Source organism: Micromonospora sp. HNM0581, assembly GCF_012726175.1.
In the GTDB taxonomy this organism is placed as follows: Bacteria; Actinomycetota; Actinomycetes; order Mycobacteriales; family Micromonosporaceae; genus Micromonospora.
Genome location: NZ_JAASAD010000002.1, coordinates 437,045 through 455,321 on the forward strand (window position 1 = coordinate 437,045; position 18,277 = coordinate 455,321).

Here is an 18,277-nt window from a genome sequence, read left to right on the forward strand (position 1 = left end):
CCTATGTCAAGCCGCCCGGTTTTGGGTGAGGACGCGTTGGAGTGCGCGGTGGGCTTCGGGGTCGTAGGCAGTGCCGTCTTGCCAGCAGTGCCAGATGATGTGGAGCCAGGCTCGGGCGAGGATGCGGACGGCGTGGGCGTGGTCGTGTCCGCGGGCTTTGGCGCGGTTGTAGAGGTCGGCGGCCCAGGGGTTGGCTCGGCGGGAGTCGCCGGCGAAGTCGACCACGGCGTCGCGCAGTTGTTTGTCGCAGGCCCAACGGAATCCGACGGTGCGCAGGCGGCCGGACTGACGGGTCGATGGGGCGGCGCCGGCCAGGCAGGTCAGCGATTCTGGTGTGGGGAACTTCGCTCGGCAGTCGCCGATTTCGGCGAGCAGGCGTGCGGCTCGGACTCGGCCGGATCTGGGCAGGCTGGTGAAGATGTGCGCGTCGACGTGGGCGTCCAGTTGGGTGTTGATTTGGGTGCTGAGTTCTTTGATCTGGGCCAGCAGGGTGCGCAGCAGTGCGACGTAGCCGGCGGTGATCGGGGTCTGGCTGGTGCCATGGGCGCCGGTGGCGCCGCGTGGCGCGTCGAGGATGCGCTGGTGCAGGATCGCGGGGTCGACCTTGCCGGAGTAGCCCTGTTTGGCCAGCCAGTCGGCCAGGCGTTTGACGGTGAGCCGGTCGATTTTGTCCTGGGTGTCGAACCTGGTCAGGAAGGTCAGGGCGATCGGGGAGTCGATCGCGGCGAACAGGCCGACCACGCACGGCAGGACGTTGCGCAGGTGCGCCCGAAGTTGGTTCGCGACCGCGACACGGTGGGCCACGAGGTCTTTGCGGGCGCGGCAGGTCCGGCGCAACGCGACGGTCGCCTCGGTGTCGGGGACCAGGGGCCGCAAGCGGGCTCGGTCGGTGCGCAGGGTGTCGGCCAGAACGTAGGCGTCGAACCTGTCGTCCTTGTTGCCGGCCGAGCCGTAGCGGCTGCGCAGGTTCTTGACCTGGTTCGGGGAGATCACCACGACGGTGATCCCCGCTGCGAGCAGGGTCTCGACGACGGGGCCGTCGGGGCGTTCGATAGCGACCTCACAGACTCCGTGACGGCCCAGGACCGCCACCAGGTCGCGCAAGCCGCTGCTGGTGTGTTCGACCATCGTGGTTGCGACCTTGCGGCCACGGCCGTCGACGATGCACGCGGCGTGGTCATCACGAGCCCAGTCGATCCCGGCGGTGACATCGTTAGGGGCGTACTCGGGCAGCAGTGTGCTGTTCGCGGTGTTGCTGGCAGACTTCATGTCAGCCTCCTCGCTGCTAGTCCCAGTGGGGAGGCACCCTCATCTTCAGTTGATGGTTCGGGTGACCTTGGTGCCGGGACGTGTCTGCCGGTTCGCTCACTGATCGGCGCTCGCGGCCAGTCACGGCGTTGGCGCTCAGCCCTATCGACGGTCCACACGTCCCGGGCAACCACCAGACCCTGCGGATCTCATCGTGGACGTCGTTCACGTCAAGCGAGCAGGGCAGTGGCCTGGCGGCACCCGGGGTGCATCAGCGCCCTATCGGAGAACGCCGACCTGAGGATGGTGGACCAGTGAGCAACGACCACCGCAGCGGCCAGGTGGCCGCCGCCGACGTCGACCTGGCGGTGCGGGCAGCCGCCCGGGCGGCCTACCTGCGGTCGTATCCGGCCGACACCACCCGCGCCGATGAGTACGCCGAGCGGATGGTCAGCGACGGGCCCTACCGGGCCGACATGACCGCCGTCCTGGCGGCCCTCGCCGCCGTCGGCCGGCTGATGCCCGTTGACGAGGAGACAACCCACCTGGTCCAGCTGCGGGAGGACGGCTGGACCCTCCAGCACCCGCTGTCGTGCCGGCCGACGCTGTTCACCTGCGAGGTGAACCAGGCGGCCACCCTCGCCCTCACCGAGCCACCCGCCACGTTGGGGGTCTTCGAGTGCGGCACCGACGGCGGCCGGTTCGTGATCGGAGCGGCCCGGTGAGCGGCGTCGACGAGCAGCCGGAGGCGGCCGACGACGGCCCGCTGAACCTGCGGCCCGCCCGCGTCGACCCGGCCGCCCTCACCCTGCTGGAGGTCAACGCCCGGTACATGCGGAAGGAGACGTACGACCGCCTGGTCGCCAACGTCCGCCGCGACGGCGCGCTGACCAGCACGCCGCTGGTGTGGAACGACCAGGCCGGCGGGCGGATGGTGGTGCTGTCCGGCAACCACCGGATCATGGCGGCCCGCGACGTCGGCCTGGAGCTGGTCGACGTCATCGTGGTCGACCAGCCGCTGACCCGCGCCCGGCAGGTCGCGTTGCAGCTGTCCCACAACGCCATCGAGGGCGAAGACGACCCGGCCACGTTGAAACAGCTGTACGAGGAGTTGGACGACGTGGACTGGCGGGCCTACTCGGGCCTGGACGACAAGCAGCTCGACCTGCTCGCCCAGGTCAACCTCGAAGGACTCAGCGAGGCGGCGCTGGACTTCGCCACCGTCCAGCTGGTGTTCCTGCCGCACGAGCTGGAAGCCGCCCGCACCTCCCTCGACGAGGCCCGCAAGCTCGTCCAAGCCGATGCCCGCTGGCTCGCCGGGTACGGCGACTACGAAACCACCCTGGACGCCCTCGCGACGGCCCACGGCGCCCACAACGTCGGCAACGTGGCCACCGCCCTCGGCCTGATCCTGGAGGTGTTCGAGCGGCACCTCGGCGAGCTGCGCGACGGCGTGTGGTTCGACCCCGACACCGAGGAAACCATCGGACCGGCAAGCCGGCTCGTCCCCATCGAGACGGTGCTGGAGACACGCTCCATGCCCGCCGACGCCGCCGCCGTGCTGACCCGCGCCGTCAACAAGCTCGTCGCGGCCGGCGAGATCCCCGCCGACCAGCGGTGGCGCGCCCTGGAACTGCTGGCCGCCGACTACCTCGCCGGCTGACCGCAGGAAGCCCTCGGGCCGGCCGGCCCGCAGCCATCCGGCCACAATCGAGCACTGTGGCCGCCCACCCGAGAGGACACACATGGCACCCGACACGACCAGCCACGACGACGACCCGTACGCCGGCCTAGACGAGCGGCAGCGGTACGAACTGGACCGGCGCTGCGACCACCACCCGCCGAAGGACCTCGCCACCGCCGAAGCGCACGGCCGCTGGCGTGCCGCCATCAAGGTGACCATGGCCGAGGCGATGCGCAGCCTCCCGTCCTGCCGCGAAACGTCGATGGTCCTCACCGCCCTGGACGACGCCCTCCTGTACGGCAACGCGGCGATCGCCCGCCCGCCGATGGTCAACGGCCGCCGGCCAGGCCACTGATCGGGTGGCCCGGCCGGCACTTCCCCGCCGGCCGGGCCACCCCCCGAGCACCACAAGGAGGTGACCTTGAGCGAGCCGGAGAACCTGCCCTGGGACCGGCAGCAACGCGAGCCCGAGAAGGCGTACGGCTACTTCGTGCTGTACCGGGACCTCGGCCGCACCCGCACCGTCGCGAAGGTCGCCACCGAGGTCAACAAGAGCCGGGATTACCTCCACAAGCTGGCCACCGCGTGGAAGTGGGTGCAGCGGGCGCAGGCGTGGGACCGCGAAGAGGACCGGCTGTACGTCGAGGGCCTGGCCGAGCAGCGCCGCGACATGGCGAAGCGGCACGCCCGGATCTCCAGCGCGCTGCAAGCCAAGATCGTGGCCCGGTTGCAGTCCCTCGATGCGTCGAAGTTGAGCCCCGGCGACATCGCCCGGTGGCTGGAGGTGGCGACCCGCGTCGAGCGGCTGGCCCTCGGCCTGCCGGACTCGACGACGGCGCACACCGGCCCGGACGGCGGCCCGATCCGCGCCGAGGTCGAGCAGATGAGCGAAGAGCAGCGTGCCGACTTCTTCCGGGCGCTGATGGCCGAGGCGGCGGCCCGCGCCGGCCAGGCCAACCCGACCGCCGGCCCCGACGACCCGGCCGGCGACCACGACGAGCACGAGGAGGGTGCGGGTGGAGCGTCGACGGAGGAGTAGCGAGGACGCGCGGATCGTGGTCGACGTGCGGGTGCCCCGGTGGGCGGCCTGGTCGGCGGCGTTCGGAGTGCTGACGCTCGGCGCGGCGAACGTGGCCGCCGTGGTGGTGCTGACGGTGGCGCGGTGAGCCGTGGCCCCCGCTCGGTGCGGCTGCTGACCGGCCACCGCCGGCCGGCAGCCACCCGGCCCGCGTACCGGCCCGGTGGCCCGGTCGACGGGGTCGGCCCGCAGACGTGGGCGGCGTGGAACGTCCAGGGCCGGGCGGTCGGCCGCGCCCGGGTGGTGACGCTGCCGCCGGCCCCGCGACGCGCGTTCCGGCGGCGGGTGTGGGCGTGGCGGCTGCTCCTCGCCGGCTGGACCGGGCTCACCGGCCTCGCCAGCTGGGCGGCGCTGCGGTGGATCGGCCCGGCCGGGCTCGTCTGCCCGGCGCCGATGCTGGCGGCGCTGGTGCTGCTGGGCTGGTGCTCGTCGTCGGACCTGCGACAGCAGGAAGCCGCCCTGTGGCAGGGGCGCTGAGGATGCTGCTGTCGTACCCGGACCCGGCGATGATGACCGACGCCGAGCTGGCCGCGTACCTGCGCGAGGTGTCCGAGGTACAGGGCATGGCCCGCTACGACTGGCGGCGGCACGCCCGGCCCGAGCAGGTGGAGCCGGCGTACTACCGGATCTGGATACTGCTGGCTGGTCGTGGTTTCGGTAAGACCAGGACGGGCGCGGAGACGGTCCGCGGCTGGGCCGGCGCACGGCCGGGCGGGCACTACGCGGTGATCGCGAAGACGCACCGCGAGGTGTACAACGTGTGCTTCACCGCCCGGCGGGCCGGGCTGCTGGCGGTGATCCCGCCGAAGCAGGTGCGGACGTTCAACAAGAGCGAGCCGTACCTGGAGCTCACGAACGGTGCGATCATCCGTGGGTTCGGCGCGCAGGACCCGGACACGCTGCGCGGCTACGACTTCGACGGCTGCTGGCTCGACGAGTACGCGGCCTGGCCGGTGCAGACGGCGCAGGGCGTGTTCGACATGCTGTGGTTCTGCATGCGTGAGGCGCCCGACCCGCGCATGGTGATCTCGACGACGCCGAAGCCGCTGCCGCACGTCAAGAAGCTGCTGACTCGGGCGAAGAAGCAGCTGCTGCGCAGCCGCCGCCCCCGGGTGGTCATCACGCGCGGCAAGACGCTTGACAACGCCGCGAACCTGTCGCCGGAGGCGCTGGAGGAGCTGCTGGAGCAGTACGGCGGCACGCGGCTGGGCCGGCAGGAGTTGGACGCCGAACTGCTGTCCGACGTCGACGGCGCACTGTGGAAGTCGGCGTGGATCGAGGCCGGCCGTGTCGACAAGGACGACGTGCCGCCGCTGGTCCGTACGGTCGTCAGCGTCGACCCGGCGGACACGGTGTCGGAGACGAGCGACGAGACGGGCATCGTCGCGGTCGGCCGGGGCGAGGACGGCGACCACTACGTGTTGGCCGACCGGAGCATGAAGATCGCCGGCATGGCGGCGGCGCGCCGGATCTGGCAGTGCTACCTGGACGTCGACGCGGACGTGGTGGTGTACGAGGGCTCGTCGGCGTGGCTGCGGGACATCCTCGTTGACGCCTGGGTGGCGATGCAGAACGAGGGCCTGATCGCTGGGGGTGACCCGCCGCTGGACGTGGTGCAGGCCCGAGCCAGCAAGCGGGTGCGCGCCGAGCCGGTCGCGGCCCGGTACGAGGTGGACCCGCCTCGGGTGCATCACGCCGGCACGTTCCCGGCGCTGGAGGACCAGCTGACGACGTGGACGCCGGAGTCGGGGGACTCTCCGGACCGGCTGGACGCTCTGGTGCACGGGGTGACGTACCTGCGGTCGAAGGAGTCCCGCAGGGCGGTGGTGGCGTCGCCGTTGCGGCGCAAAGTGCCTGGTCAGGGAGGTTCCTGATTGGACGGTGCAAGATCATAAATGATACAATGATTATGTACGGCACGGGCCGTACGTAGCTCACGTGGAGTAGGAAGGACTACCAGTGACAGCAGCCACCAAGCGGCGCACCAAGACGAAAGCGCCGTACCTCGCGGACCTCGACCCGCGCGACCTGCTGGCCAACCCGCGCAACGTCCGCACCCAGGACAGCGGCCTGACCGAACTGCGCGCCTCCATCGCCGCCAGCGGCGTCCTCCAGGCCCTCCTCGTCGTCCCCGACGGCGACGGTCACCTGATCGTCGCCGGTCACCGACGCGCCAAGGCCGCCGCCGAGGCGCTCGCCGCCGGGGAATGGCCCGACGGCCTGCCGCCGACCGTGCCGTGCCTCGTGCGCCCCGACCTGGCCGGCGTGCCCGCCGACCAGGTCGTGTCCATGCTGATCGAGAACGACCAGCGCGCCGACCTCACGCCCACCGAACGGGCCGTCGCGTACGCGCAGCTGGAGCTGTTCGGCCTCGACCCGAGCCAGATCGCCAAGCGCACCGGACGCAGCTACAAGCACGTCCACGACTCGCTGCGGCTCGTCGGCCTCGGCGAGAAAGTCACCGCGGCCGCCGACGCCGGCCGTCTGACCCTCGACGACGTGGCCGAGCTGCAGGAGTTCGAGGACGACCCGCAGACGCTGGAGAAGATCCTCAAGGACGTCGACAGCAGCTGGGGCATCAAGCACAAGGTCGGCGAGGAACGCCGCAAGCGGACGGTCAAGGAAGCCGTCGCGGCGCTCAGAGCCGAACTCGAAGCAGCCGGCGTCGCCATCGTGAAGAAGCCCAAGGACGGGTGGCCGTACAACTGCCAGATGGCGCGGCTCGACCAACTCGCCACCGCAGACGGCGAGAGCATCGACCCGGAGACCGTGAAGGCACTCGACGGCTACGGCGCACTGGTCGAGAAACGGTGGGACACCGCCGAGGCGGTCATCGTCTGCCTCGACCCGGAGGCCCACGGCTACAAGCGGACCGGGCACAGCTACTGGAAGAGCCCCGCCGAGATCGCCGCAAAGGAGGCCGCCGAGCAGGCGAGGGAGGAGCGCCGCGAGCGGCTGAAGGAAGCCGCCACGGTGCGCCGCAAGTTCCTGGTCGAGAAGTACGGCAGCGCGAAGGGCGCCAAGACGCTGCTCGTCGACGCGATGCGGCTCGCCGTGGTGTCGCCTGGCTTCCTCGCGCACCACGTCGCCGAGGACCTGATCCGCGACGTGGCCGGCGGCGAGCTGGACGACGGCCTGACCGCCGGACAGGACCGCCTCAACCGGCTGCTCGTGGCCCGCATGATCGGCGCTCAGGAGTACAACGCCGGTGAGGCTGCCCTCGGCCGCTGGGTGAAACGGCAAGACCTGATCGCCCCCTGGCTGACCCGCCTGGAGGCGGACGGCTACGAGCTGTCCGACGCCGAAGCCACGTGGCGGACCGAGCTCATCGCCGAAGAGGAGGAACGGCAGCGCGAGGAAGCCGAGGAGGAAGCCGAACGCCTGCGGCGCGAGGCCGGGGAAGAGGACGACGAGGACGGCGCGGCGGATGTTGTCGACGTGCACCTGCCGGAGCGCGACATCGAGCCGGACGACGACGAGGCCGACCCGTGCGCGGATGCCGACCTGAACGCGGGTGAGTCCGAGGCCAGCGAGTGAGTGTGACCCCTTCGGGTCAGCCGGCGGCGCGCACCAGCTCGGTGCGCGCCGTCGGCGCCGGCCCGACCGACAGCAAGGAGAAGCCGGTGGGTGAGGAGTTGCTGCGCGGCACCTGCCCGGCCTGCCTCGCGGTGATCGGTGAGACGCACGCCGGCGACTGCGACGTAACCGAGTGTCTGGCCACCGGCCGCAAGCGCATGTGGTGCCGGGCCCACGCCGACAGCGCGGGCCATGACTGCGGGCAGGCTGACTGGACCGGCCGGTGGCCGGGCCACCGGGAGTGCCGCGAGTTCGACTGGCACGTCGAGTGGGACCGGGAGGCCCGCACCTGGTCGCGGTGCTCCCCGGATGTGCCCGGGTCGGGGCCGGACCTGACCCGGCTGTACGCGCAGGCCCGCTGGAACGCCGACCAGCGGCAGTGGGAACGGCGGCGGGCGGTGGTGTTCACCGGGATGCTGCGCGGCGGCCGGGCCGCTGCCGAGGTGCTGGCGAAGGTGGCGCTGCGCTGGTCGGTGCGGGAGGGCCTGGACGTGGTGTGCGAGCACGTCGGCTCCCGTGCCTGGCGGTCCGTGGTCGCGGACGTGGCCGACGGACGCGCCGAGGTGGTGGTGGTGCCGTCGGCGGCGGCGCTGGGCCACGGCCGGCAGCTGTTCGACCGGATCGCGGCGGTGCGCGGCGCGGGCGGGGCCGTCACCGGCCCGGGCCTGGTGATCGACGAGGACGGGCGGGTCGTCGAGACGATGCTGCCCGGAAGGGACGTTCACGATGGAGGACGGTAAGCGCGGCGCGTTCGAGGTTGCGCGGGAAGCCCTGCTGGGGCGCTACGGCACGCTCGACCCGACGCGGATGCGGGCACTCGGCGCGGATGACGTCGAGGTTGGCGCGGCGCTGAACATCGCCCGGCGCGACGAGGGCGGCTTGGCGCGGGACAAGCGGATGATCCTGGCGTGCCCGCCGACGAACATGAACGAGCTGCTGGAGGGCGTTCCTGGCGTGCCTCGGTACGTGCCGACGGTCGACCACTCGCTGACGCGGTGCGCCGACTGCGGTACGGACATGTGGATCGGGCCGAGGCAGCAGCAGACGGCGGTGCGGGCACCGGGCGCGTTCCTGCTGTTGTGCATGGTGTGCGCGGTCCAGGAGACGGAGAGACGCGGGGCGGTGCCGGTGATCGGGGACCTCGGTGGCAACGACGGGAGGCCACGACACGCGGGCTAGTCCGATTGGCGGACCAGCGATCTGAGCTAGTCCGCTGTGCGGACCAACCGGGGCGGGCCACGGCGAGGCCATGGCCCGCCCCATCGCGTTCTGTCGGCCGGGCGGCTCTAGATCACCGCTGACGGGTCCCATCGGCCGCGACCTCTGCTCGCCTGGCTTGCGCGGGTTGACCACATAGGAATCCTGCTTTTGTCGGCGGCCCTTGGCCATCTGGCCACCATGCCCGCGGCTCATCGCGGTTGACATCCAACATGGACGTAGACCACGGTGGGCGGTGCGGATTTCGGCGGAAACGGGAGTATCTGCCAGTCGGCGAGCGCACGCTGACGGCCGCCATTCAGGTGCTGCGGGCGTAGCCGGCCAGACCGCGCCGCACGTGATGACGGGAGGCCAGTGGCGGGGTGTGCACGTGAGCGCTATACCTGAACCTGGCACCCAGTTGACCGTCGATGGCCAGCTTGTCACGTTGCTGGCGGCGACGCCGAACCTGTCCGGGGCCGATCTCGTCTTCCGTCGCGGTGATGGCAGCCTAGCTGAGGCGTCGTTCGATGCCGACGACCTGCGTCGAGCTCTTGTGCCGGTCAATGATGCTGGTGGAGACGCGGAGCGTGCGTTGACCGGCCTGTGGGGCCGCTGGATGCAGTATGCGGTGCCGCGTATCCGTTCCGCAGTGCTGGCTACCAGGCCGCTGCGACCGTATGCGCATCAGGATGAGGCTGTCTTCACCCACATGCTCGCCCAGCCGCGCCTGCGCTTCCTGCTGGCTGATGAGCCGGGAACTGGCAAGACCATCATGGCCGGCATGTATATCGCCGAGGGGACGCGGCGCGGGTTGATTCCCGGCCGCACGGTCATCGTCGTCCCGGCTCACCTGGTGGAGAAGTGGCGGCGGGACCTGCGTCGGTACTTCGCTATCGAGGCCGATCGGCTGACCCCGGAGCTTGCCCGCGACCCCAAGGATCTCGACCCGCGCGTTAGCGTATGGGTTGTATCGATCGATCTCTATACCTACAACCGTGACGTGCGGCGCAAGGTTGCGGGCTTTCGTGCCTCCTGGTCGCTCGCGGTCTTCGACGAGGCACACAGGCTGACTCCTACGTCGCAGTACCTGACGGCGGCCCGGGAACTGGCGGCACGCACCCACCACCTGTTGCTGCTTACCGCCACGCCGCATCGGGGCAAGGAGCACTTCTTTCGTGGACTGCTCAACCTCCTCGACCCCACCCTCTACCCATGGGATCCCCGGCAGACCGAGTACGAAACGGCGCTGCGACCGAGCACGCTGTCATTCCTACGCCGGATGAAGGAGGAGCTGAAGGACCTGGAGGGGCGCCCGCTGTTTCCGCCGCGGTACGCCGAGACCGTCCCGATCGACCTAACCGGCGCGGAGGAGACGGCCTACACCGCTGTCATGGACTACGTCGACAACTTCTACGGCGAGAACGCCACCCTGGCGCGGTCGATCTACGGGAAGCGGGCCGCGTCATCTGTGGTGGCGGCCGCAGCGACCATCCGCCGCCGCGAGGAAGCCCTGCGCGGTCCGGCGAGCGCCCGTTCCGACGCGCCGGTACCGGAGGAATTCGTCGGCGACGGGCTCGATCTGCAGCTTGAGGTCGCCGACGACGAGGCGTGGCAGCGCGCCGAGGACGCGGTGGTCACCGCCCGCAGCAAGGCGAAGGGCAAGGAACTCGAACGGATCGAAGCTGTCCTGGTGGCGCTGCGGCTGGCGACCGTCACCGGCATGCCGACCAAGTGGCTACGGGCGCGCGAGTTGATGGAGCGCCACGGGATCCGGCCGGGCGACGGCCAGGTGCTCGTGTTTACCGAGTTCGCCGACACCGCGCGCTGGCTGGTGGGCATGTTCACCGACGTCGGCTTCACCGTCGAAACGCTCGAAGGTGCCGTGGGCCATCGAGAGCGAGACAAGCTGCAGCAGCGCTTTCTCGACGGTGACTTTCAGGTGTTGGTCAGCACCGACGCCGGTGGCGAAGGCATCGACTTGCAGAGCGCGAATGTCATGATCGACTGGGATATTCCCTGGTCGCTGGTCCGCCTCGAACAGCGCATGGGCCGGCTGCACCGAATCGGTCAGACCCGGTCGGTGCACATCTATCACCTGGTGTCACCAGCCACCCGCGAAGGCCGGGTCCAAGAGGTCATGCTGCAGAACCTCGCCAGTGCCGGCGACGCGCTCGGCGGCCGGATTTTCGACCTGCTGGACGCGACGGCCGCGCGCGCCGGGTTCGACTACGGCCGTGCTCTCGTTGAGGCGCAGAAGTCCGGTGTCGCCGCGCACATTCCGATGCCCGGTGCCCAAGAGCTGCTCGCCGCAGCTCGTGAACTTGTAACCGACGAGGACCGACTGCACACGCCGGCGAACACAGCGGCCGCGGTGGCCCGGTTCCGCGCCGACCGGCTGGAGGCCATCAACCCGGTCATCGTGGATGCCTTCCTCGACCAGCTTGCCTGCTCCCATGGCTGGCAACTCGGACCGGGGCCGGCGAAGGGAATCCGCGAGGTCACGTCGCGAGCCCTACTACCGGCTGCCCTCGGCGGTGCCACCAGCCGGCTCGTCGCCGCCGACGGCGCATCAGTGAGGCAGGCGATTAACGACGGTGCACAGGGTCTGGAAGACGTCGTCGTTCTTGGCCCGACCGAGGAACCGTTCGCCGAACTTGTCGACCTTGCGCTGCGCGATGGTGAAGCCGAGTTGGTCCGTGGCACCCACCTGGTCGACACTGCCGCCCTGACCAGCTACACGTTGCTCTTGTACGACTCTGAGGTCGAAATCCACGACGGTCTCCGGCGGCTACGCCGCAAGGCACCGCTGCTCATCCGGTTCTCCGGTGCCGGAGCCTTCGAGGTCGCCTGGGAGTCGCTGATGACTCTGCGGGCCTCTAGGCCGGCCGCCACCGGCGGCACGCTAACGCCAGCCATGCGTACCGATGGGTTGGCACAAGCGCAGGCAGCGCTGGTGCGGGAGGCTGACCGGCAACGTGCCGAGCGGACGGCGTGGGTGGAAAAGGCGCGTGAACAGCTCGACCAAGTCGAGTACCGGTACCTTGACGAGCTCGATGAACTCCCTGCCGAAGTGCGGCGTGAGCGGCGGGAGCAGTTCGCTGCCCTGAAGGCCGAGCGCGTCCGACAGCTTGAGGACATCGGCAAGGTCACCGGCACCGCTCCCCGCCTCGTCGGCTGGGCGCACGTCGTCGCGGGCGCCCGCACGGCCGAGCTGGGCTACGACCCCGACAGCGAGCGCGTCGCTGTGGCGAGCGTTCTTGACGAGCTCGAGCGCCTCGACTACATCGTCGACGACCGGCAGACCGCTGGCGTCGGCTACGACTTGTTCGCCCGCCATCGGCACACAGGCGAGCAGCGCCTGGTCGAGGTCAAGGGCTTGGAGGGTGCGCTCAAGTCGATATGGCTCGAGCAGCACGAGTGGGCGCAAGCCCAGCAACGCGGCCAGGACTACTGGCTGTACGTCGTCATCAACTGCGCGTCCTTCCCCAAGGTCGTCATTCGAGCGCAGGATCCCGCCGGGCAGCTGTCGAGCGGGCCACGACGCATCGAACGATTCCAGATCAAGATCACCGACCTGAAGCGGCTAATGAAGGGCGAACAGTGAGCATCGACGAGGCCAACCGGGTGACTTGCATGCCGGCCGACCCCAATAAGTCCGGCGACATGCGCGAACGCCTGATCGACCACTGGTTCCCCTGCACCACCGTTGATGCGGCCGTCGGTACACCTGTTGGCTCGGGTCGCAGCGAAAAGGCGATTTTCCCGTGGTTCGCGTCCCGTCCCATCGCTCAGGCACGCGCCGCCGTCCTCACGACTCTGCTGCCCAACGACGATGGACTCCGGGAGTTCGTCGAGGCCGCCGTACGCACCGGATCCTCGGAGGCGTTCGATCGGCTGGCGGATCGAATTGCCGACAACTACCCAGGCCGTACCCCCGTAGTCATCGACATCTTTTCCGGCCGAGGCATCATCCCGCTCGAGGCGGCGCGTGTCGGTGTGACCGCTGTCGGCACTGATCTGAGTCCGGTGGCCACCCTCGCTGGACGTCTCCTCGCAGACTGGGCGATTCGTGACTGGTCTACCGAGCCCGCCCTGCCGTTCACAAGTAGCCAGCCCGCGACGTTCGATCTCTCCAGCGTCGACCGACTTGTAGCCGACGCGCGGCTGTTGCACGAGGAGATTGGCCGGCGGACCCGGGCCATCCTGAGCGCCCAGTACCCGGCCGATGCGAGCGGGCGGCAGCCCTGGGGCTACCTGTGGACCGTCTCCATGCCCTGCGACCAATGCCGTCGGCGGTTCCCGCTCATTGGCAGCTTTGTGCTCCGGCGCCCCTACCGTCGCACGCAGGACGAGGGTCAATCGATGAGGCTCGTTCTCGACGGTGACACGTGGCGAGTCGAGGTGATCGCCGGTCCCACCGACGCCCAGCCCACGTACTCCTCGGCGGGCAAGAAAGGCAAGAGCGCCCGCTGCCCGTTCTGCAACCACGTGCACACACTGGAAACCGTGAAGGCGAAGGGCTTCGCCGAGCAGTACCTCGACGAGCCGCTGGTCGCCGCCGACTTCGCCACCGATGACGGCGACACGAAGAAGATCTTTCGGGTACTGCGGCAGGACGAGCGTGACGCCGCTGTATCGGCCCGACCGGAGCTACTGCCGAAGGCCGGGCAGTTGTCCGCTGTACCCGACGAGGCCATCCCGCCTGGCAACGTTCACACAGTCCAAGCCAGCGGCTATGGGTACACCAACTACGGCGACCTCATGTGCTCGCGGCAGACCCTGCTGTTCGGCACCCTGGCCCAGCAGATCCGTACCTGCCACCAGGAGTTGCTAGATTCGAGCGTCTCAACGGACTACGCCCACGCTTTGGCTGCATTTGCGGCTGCAACGCTAATGCGGATGCTTAAGCACGCCACTCGCGGCGCAAAGTTACGGGCGCACGGGAAGCCCGACGGGTCCGGGCAGAACCGGGTCCAAGTCGACCACATCTTCTCGAACGAGGCCAGCCTAGCTTTTCAGTTCGACTTCTTCGAGGCTGGCATTGGCGAGGGTCCGGGTACATGGGCCGGACTGACCGAGACAGGAATGACTCCGTTGGCCGCCCACGTCCGAGGCAAGAGGGGCAGGCCAGCCCGGCTGAGGCGTGCCAACGCCATGGCGCTGCCGTTCAGAGACGGAACAGTCGACGCGATCGTCACGGATCCGCCCTACTACGACATGATCGAGTACTCCGACGCTTCGGACTTCTTCTACGTCTGGCTGCGCCGAGCGCTTGTTGATGCCCAGCCTGACCTGTTTGCGGAAACCATCGGCACCGAGATCGCCCCTGACCTTCAGAATAAGGACGACGAGATCATCGTCCGCCGGGTGTTCAACGGCGGTGTTCGGCACGACCGCGAGTTCTACGAGCGGTCCCTCTCCCGTGCATTCCACGAAGCGCGACGGGTGCTTCGTTCTGACGGGCACCTGGTCGTCGTCTTCGGTCACTCCGACCCGGACGCTTGGCTCCGCTTGCTTGGCGCACTGCATGACGCGGGGTTCGTCGTGACCAGCGCTTGGCCGTCCCGAACAGAGACATCGAATACTGGCGTTGCAAGCATCAAGGTGACGGTCACGATCGGATGCCGCGTTGCGACCTCGCAGCGGCCCGTCGCTACGGCTGCGCAGGTTGATCGTGAGGTCGCGACGGCGGTCAAGGCTGCAGTCAAGCAGTGGGATGCCGACGGGCTGGCGCTCACCGATCAGCTCATGGCCGCATACGGGCCGGCGATGGAGGTGTATGGCCGATATAGCTCCGTACTGCTTCCGAATGGGGAACAGGCCAGTCTCGACCGCTACCTCACGCTGGCGCGGAGCTCCGTGCGGGACGCGACCGCGCTCAAGCTCGACCAGTTGCCGCTGGAAACGTTCGACGCTCCGACTCGGTTCGCCGTCTTCTGGCAGCGGCTTTACGGCCGCACCGATGTTCCGAAGGGAGAAGCCCGGTTCCTCGCACAGGCCGACAACCTGCGGCTGGAGGACATGCGAGGCGCACTGCTAACCGAAAGCAGGAGCGGTTTCAAGCTGCGCTTGGACCCACCAGGCTCCTTCAGCGACCGTTCATCGACCTTCGAGATTGCCCGGGTCGTGGCGAAGGCGTGGGAAGAGGGCGGCACCGAGGCGGTGGCCGCAGTGCTGGCGAAGGCAGACAGGCAGGCCAACGACGCACACCTGTGGGCAGTCGTCGCCGAGATCGTGCGGCAGTTGCCAGCGAGTGACCCGGTCGCAAAGGCACTAACGGCGGTGCAACGCAATGCCGGAACCATCGGCACGATGATCCAGTACGCCGCGGTGGCCGCTGAGAAGGAGGCCGACGCGCAAGCCCAGATGGTGCTGCCCTTCGAGGAGGAATTGTCGTGACCGTAACCGCCGCGCATACTCCCCATTGGGCAGACTTCCTCAAGCTGCGCCCGGAGGTACGCACTTCCGACGGGTCTATTGGCGAGCTGCAGATGAGCCTGCACAAGGCCGTCTACCAGACCGTCGATGTGCCCTACCGCAAGGTCGAATACTACGGTGACATTACCGAGCCCACGCCGAACCTCGTCGGATTCTTCTCCCGCGTCGCTCGCCGACTCGGCACCGAAGCCGACGCTCCAGCCTTGTTCCACCTAGACCAGGGGATGGGAGGCGGCAAGAGCCACGCGCTGGTCGGTTTGTACCACATGGCCAACAGCCCAGCGGACTTCTTCGCCACCGAACTCGGTCAGCGGGTGTACCAGGAGACTGGACACGGGGCGGCAGCCGTGGACCTTGAGGGCGCGACCGTGGTCACGCTGACTGCTGACTACTTCAGCCCAGGAAGCACGAGCGAGGTGTTCGGTCCGGCGACCAACCTGTTCGAACGGTTTGTCTGGGCACTCGTTGGCAGCGACATGGATCGCTATAAGCGCCATGTGGCCGCCGGTCCGAACAAGGGCACGCTCCAGCAGGCGTTGACCGAGAGCGGTCGGCCGGTGCTCATCCTGCTCGATGAGCTCATGGACTATGTCCTGGCGCTCTCCGATGTGGCGCACATCGACACGATGCCAGGCGAGAAGGCGTTCCTGAACGCGTTGATGGACGCCTGCGATGATGTGCCCCGGGTGGCGTTCGTCGTTGTCATGATCCGTTCCGAACTCGATGAGCGGGGCTACCCGCCGCAGGCGCTCGACTTCCGCGACTACGTGGCTGCCCGGCTGGTCCGTAACGGCCAGACTGTCCCTGTCACCGAAGCGCAGGACTTCTCCGCCATCATTCGCCGACGGCTGTTCGAGCTTCCGGACGGCGAACTGCCCATCCGCGACCTGGCTCGTCGGTATGTGGCTGCGGCCGAGCAGGCCTGGCGCGACAAGGTGTTCGAAAAGCTCGGACCCAACCGTGGCCTGTCCGGCTTCGAGGACAGAACGTCGGCCAGTTACCCGTTCCATCCCGAGCTGATGCGACTGGTCCGCGAGGAGTGGGCGCAGGTCTCCGGATTCCAGCGAGTCCGTTCCACCGTCGCGATCTTCGCCCGCACCGCGATGCATTGGGTCACCGAGCACAAGGCCGGGCGGTGGGCGCCGCTACTTATCGGCGTTGGTGACATTCCACTTACCGTTGCCCTTGAGCAGTTGCTGTCGTCCGGACTGCTACTCGGCAATGACCGGGCCATCCAGGGCTACCGGGCGGTCGCCAGTACCGACATCACCAGCACGGACGGCGGCACGGGCCGCGCGGTCGTCGTCGACGCAGCCCTCCGTAATGACGGCGTGACCGTCGCGCAGCCCGCGCCAGCCGTCCGGATGGCCACCGCCCTGCTGTGTTACTCGATCGTCGGCAGACCGCAAGGCCGGCGCGGTGCGACGAAGGCCGAACTGTTGGCCGCCATCTACGGGCCGGCTGGTGTTGGGGTGCCCTTCCCTGCTGCCGACGAAGTGTTCAACAAGCTCACTGGCGACGAGGGGCTCGGCGCGCTGGAGGTCACTACGCCGACGAATGCACCAGCACGCTGGCACCTGTCAATCAAGCAGACGCTGCGGATGTACTTCACCGCTGCGATGGCGTTGGTGCCACTCGATGCCCGGGGTGAGCTGGTGTGGCGGGAGGCGCGACGGCTCGCGTCGAAGGGCACCTTCGACGAACTCGTGCTTGTCGACAGGCCAGCTGACGATCGGGCTCCGCTGGACAAGGTGTTCGAGGGGGTGGACAGTGCCGAGAACCGCCTCGTGCTGCTGGACCCGCGTCGATGGACACTGCTCAACGGCAAGGACTCGGTCAGCCGTGACGACATAACTGCACTGCTCGGGCTCGGGGACCAACCGCTGCGCGTCGACAACGCCGCCAGCTGCGTGGTCGCCTGTGTGAACACCCAGCGGCGTGATATCGCGTTGAAACGGGCCGCGGAGGTTCTCGCCTGGCGTGAGGTGATCAAGCAGCTCACCGACGATACCGAGGATGAGCTGCGGGACGCCCGCAGTAAGCACGACGATGCGGTGGGGAAGTTGCGCCGCGACATCGAACGCGCCTACCAGCACTACGCCTACCTGGTCCGTGCCGGGGATCTATACGTCGAGTTCAAGCGGTTCGACGAGGACAGCCGGACCGCGCTCAATGGCGGGCACCTATGGACCGCGCTCGTAGAGGCGGGGCGCGCGACGCTGCCTGCGGCGCTGTCCGCCGGCTACCTGGCCGCGCTCCTGGAGGGCTTCGATCGTGCGCTGACGCCACGCGAGGTCGTGCAGGCGTTCTACAAGAACCCCTCGTTCCCCTTGGTCACCTCCACGGACGAGATCCGTCGCGTCCTGTTCGAGCTGCTGACCACCGGCTGGGAACTCGTCGACGCGGATGGAAACTCGCTGTCGATCACCGGCCCCGGACAAATCTCAATCAACTCGATCAGTCAGTCCCTGCGTCGTCGGATCGAGAAGCCAAGCCCCACCCCAAAGCCGGGCGCACAACCTGCTCGCCCGATGGCGTCCGGCCCGGATGGGCTCGGGGGAGATGGGGATGGTGCCACGCTCTTCGGAGGCGACGAGTACCGTGCCGATCCTGCACCGCCCGACCCCACGCCGCCGCAGCCCTCTCGGCCGAAGGTGTACAAGCGTTACAGGGTCGAGTTGGCCAATCGCAGCATCACAGGTGCGGACACGCGCGACCAGGCATGGCAGCTACTCAAGGAACTAGCAAAGGTCATCGACAGCGCCAATCCCGCTGACCATCAACTGCTCAGCCTTAACCTGACCCTGGTGACCGCCGAAGGGGAGCAGGGGCAGATTGAGGGCAAGGCTCAGGCGCTCGGCGCGCAGGTGCGCGTTGAAGATGACGACTTCTAAAGGCTGATGTCCACCAGTTCTGACGTGTGAAAGGCGGGTTGCTCGCCTGCATCAACCAGGGGCCGTGACCGTCAAGCGAGTCACGGTTTCGAAGGGTAAGGCATGGTAGGGGCCCTCCCTTCGATCGGATCTATGCGGTCGCAATGCTGATGCGTATGC

The 18,277-nt window shown here is 68.6% G+C and carries 14 protein-coding genes; 13 read left to right on the top strand and 1 reads right to left on the bottom strand.

Annotated features, from left to right (window positions below):
• Window positions 1-6 precede the first annotated feature (6 nt).
• A complete protein-coding gene (locus HCA58_RS04860; RefSeq protein WP_169596523.1) occupies window positions 7-1,269 on the bottom strand; it encodes an IS110 family transposase in 1,263 nt (420 codons plus the stop codon).
• Between the two features lie 293 nt (window positions 1,270-1,562).
• On the opposite strand from HCA58_RS04860, the gene HCA58_RS23970 reads away from it, so the two are divergent.
• The 13 genes from HCA58_RS23970 (at window position 1,563) to HCA58_RS04925 (ending at window position 18,118) form a co-directional block, all read left to right on the top strand.
• On the top strand, window positions 1,563-1,973 hold the full coding sequence (locus tag HCA58_RS23970) for a DUF6085 family protein (RefSeq protein WP_169596524.1): 411 nt from the start codon (window positions 1,563-1,565) through the stop codon (window positions 1,971-1,973).
• A complete protein-coding gene (locus HCA58_RS04870) occupies window positions 1,970-2,911 on the top strand; it encodes a ParB N-terminal domain-containing protein (RefSeq protein ID WP_205807530.1) in 942 nt (313 codons plus the stop codon). Before HCA58_RS23970 ends, HCA58_RS04870 begins: the two co-directional genes overlap by 4 nt.
• An 82-nt stretch (window positions 2,912-2,993) precedes the next feature.
• Window positions 2,994-3,287, top strand: coding sequence for a hypothetical protein (locus HCA58_RS04875; RefSeq protein WP_169596525.1), 294 nt, complete (start codon window positions 2,994-2,996; stop codon window positions 3,285-3,287).
• A 66-nt stretch (window positions 3,288-3,353) separates the two neighbouring features.
• Window positions 3,354-3,971 carry a hypothetical protein gene (locus tag HCA58_RS04880; protein ID WP_169596526.1) on the top strand — a complete coding sequence of 206 codons (618 nt, stop codon included), beginning with the start codon at window positions 3,354-3,356 and terminating at the stop codon, window positions 3,969-3,971.
• Window positions 3,949-4,098: a hypothetical protein gene (locus tag HCA58_RS04885; protein ID WP_169596527.1), complete on the top strand. Its 150-nt coding sequence runs from the start codon at window positions 3,949-3,951 to the stop codon at window positions 4,096-4,098. Before HCA58_RS04880 ends, HCA58_RS04885 begins: the two co-directional genes overlap by 23 nt.
• A complete protein-coding gene (locus HCA58_RS04890) occupies window positions 4,095-4,487 on the top strand; it encodes a hypothetical protein (RefSeq protein WP_169596528.1) in 393 nt (130 codons plus the stop codon). Before HCA58_RS04885 ends, HCA58_RS04890 begins: the two co-directional genes overlap by 4 nt.
• Entirely contained in the window at window positions 4,472-5,884 is a 1,413-nt protein-coding gene (locus HCA58_RS04895) for a terminase family protein (RefSeq protein ID WP_169596529.1), read from the top strand. The genes HCA58_RS04890 and HCA58_RS04895 overlap by 16 nt, the downstream gene beginning before the upstream one ends.
• 85 nt (window positions 5,885-5,969) lie before the next feature.
• Window positions 5,970-7,547, top strand: a complete 1,578-nt coding sequence (locus HCA58_RS04900) for a ParB/RepB/Spo0J family partition protein (protein ID WP_169596530.1) — start codon at window positions 5,970-5,972, stop codon at window positions 7,545-7,547.
• The gene (locus HCA58_RS04905; protein WP_169596531.1) at window positions 7,544-8,326 is read left to right on the top strand and encodes a hypothetical protein; all 783 of its coding nucleotides are present in this window, start codon (window positions 7,544-7,546) and stop codon (window positions 8,324-8,326) included. The genes HCA58_RS04900 and HCA58_RS04905 overlap by 4 nt, the downstream gene beginning before the upstream one ends.
• Window positions 8,313-8,765: a hypothetical protein gene (locus HCA58_RS04910; protein ID WP_169596532.1), complete on the top strand. Its 453-nt coding sequence runs from the start codon at window positions 8,313-8,315 to the stop codon at window positions 8,763-8,765. The genes HCA58_RS04905 and HCA58_RS04910 overlap by 14 nt, the downstream gene beginning before the upstream one ends.
• A gap of 439 nt (window positions 8,766-9,204) precedes the next feature.
• A complete protein-coding gene (locus HCA58_RS04915; protein ID WP_169596533.1) occupies window positions 9,205-12,390 on the top strand; it encodes a helicase-related protein in 3,186 nt (1,061 codons plus the stop codon).
• Complete coding sequence (locus tag HCA58_RS04920) at window positions 12,387-15,185, top strand: DUF1156 domain-containing protein (protein ID WP_169596534.1); 2,799 nt, start codon at window positions 12,387-12,389, stop codon at window positions 15,183-15,185. Before HCA58_RS04915 ends, HCA58_RS04920 begins: the two co-directional genes overlap by 4 nt.
• Complete coding sequence (locus HCA58_RS04925) at window positions 15,182-18,118, top strand: DUF499 domain-containing protein (RefSeq protein WP_169596535.1); 2,937 nt, start codon at window positions 15,182-15,184, stop codon at window positions 18,116-18,118. The genes HCA58_RS04920 and HCA58_RS04925 overlap by 4 nt, the downstream gene beginning before the upstream one ends.
• Window positions 18,119-18,277 lie beyond the last annotated feature (159 nt).

What these genes read in the sequence shown, in the direction of transcription:
- HCA58_RS04910 (WP_169596532.1), top strand. Translation starts at nt 8,313, where the DNA reads ATGGAGGACGGTAAGCGCGGCGCGTTCGAGGTTGCGCGGGAAGCCCTG.
- HCA58_RS04875 (WP_169596525.1), top strand. Translation starts at nt 2,994, where the DNA reads ATGGCACCCGACACGACCAGCCACGACGACGACCCGTACGCCGGCCTA.
- HCA58_RS04860 (WP_169596523.1), bottom strand. Translation starts at nt 1,269, where the DNA reads ATGAAGTCTGCCAGCAACACCGCGAACAGCACACTGCTGCCCGAGTAC.